This is a genomic window from Collinsella sp. D33t1_170424_A12 (genome assembly GCF_015554865.1).
In the GTDB taxonomy this organism is placed as follows: Bacteria; Actinomycetota; Coriobacteriia; order Coriobacteriales; family Coriobacteriaceae; genus Collinsella.
On sequence record NZ_JADNJJ010000128.1, the window covers coordinates 1 to 1225 of the forward strand.

Genomic DNA, 1225 nt, shown 5'->3' on the forward strand with positions numbered 1-1225 from the left:
TGTCGAACACCTGCTGCATGTTGGGGGCGAACCGCTCGTCCTCATACATGTTGACCGCAAAGCCCCTCAGCGTGAGGTCGGCCGCCGCAGCGTGCGCCCCGTTACCGCCACCCAACACAGCGATCTTCGTCATATGCGTATGCTCCTTTCCAGCTGCTCGCGGACCCATCGTCCGCGCAATGCATCCCTTCTAGCTTACTCCTCTTAAACGATCGCGGTGCGGCGCGCCGCCAAAGGACCCCGGGCCCCAAGCTGACTCGAGCGGGTGCGGGCCCTTCTGTGCGTTCGTCACAGACGAGGATACCGTGCGTTGATATCCTGGCCCCCGAACCACCATCTTCCAGAAAGGCCATCATGAACCGTCGCCCCCTCATCCTCGCAGTCCTCGTTGGCTCGCTCGCCGCCATCCCGCTTGCCGGGTGCTCGAACGAACCGGGGCCGGCCGCCGCAAGCACCGACGCATCGACTTACGAACAAGTCGATGCGAAGCGCGCGAAGGAGCTCATGGATACCGAAGAAGGCTACGTGATTCTCGACGTGCGCACCCAGGCCGAATACGACGGCGGCCACATCCCCGGCGCCGTCGTGCTGCCGCACGACGCGGTGACCGAAAACGCCGCGCGCACATTGCCCGACAAGGACCAGCTCATCCTGGTGTACTGCCGCAGCGGCAACCGCAGCAAACAGGCCTCGCAGGCCCTCGCCGACCTCGGCTACACCAACGTGGTCGAATTCGGCGGCATCAACGACTGGCCGTACGAGGTCGAATAGCAGCGATGCCGCCGGGTACATGCGCCCGGCGGCATCTAACGCCCTCCTCTACCCGCCCTCCCCGCCGGCAAGTACATTCTTCGACTCGACAGTGCATACCAGGCAAAGGCCAGCATCTCCTGCGAACCCACCGCGCGCCGGGGCGCCCCTTCGCCCGTCCATCTCGATGGACAGCAGGATCGACATACGGGGGTACACTGCAAGCAAAGTCGGTTTGTCCGCCTCGAAGCCCGCGCGGGCAAGCGCAACGGAAGGAGACACCATGGAATGCAAGAAGCTCACCGCACAAGAGGTCGACCGCTGGAGCGAGCTCATCGCAGACTCCTACAACATCTCGCCCCTGCACGACCGCATCGGCCTCCACGAGTGGAATATCGTCTACCTGGCCTTCGTCAACGCCATAGAAGAAGACTTCGACGAGATGTGCGAAAGCTTCTTCGGCAACCCGCCGGCA

General features: G+C 63.6%; 2 protein-coding genes. Both read left to right on the plus strand.

The features are described 5' to 3' along the window. Window positions 1–354 precede the first annotated feature (354 nt). A complete protein-coding gene (locus I2E26_RS05625; RefSeq protein ID WP_195419942.1) occupies window positions 355–771 on the plus strand; it encodes a rhodanese-like domain-containing protein in 417 nt (138 codons plus the stop codon). A gap of 262 nt (window positions 772–1033) precedes the next feature. Then, the coding region (locus I2E26_RS05630; protein ID WP_195419943.1) for a hypothetical protein at window positions 1034–1225 on the plus strand (192 nt) is incomplete at its 3' end.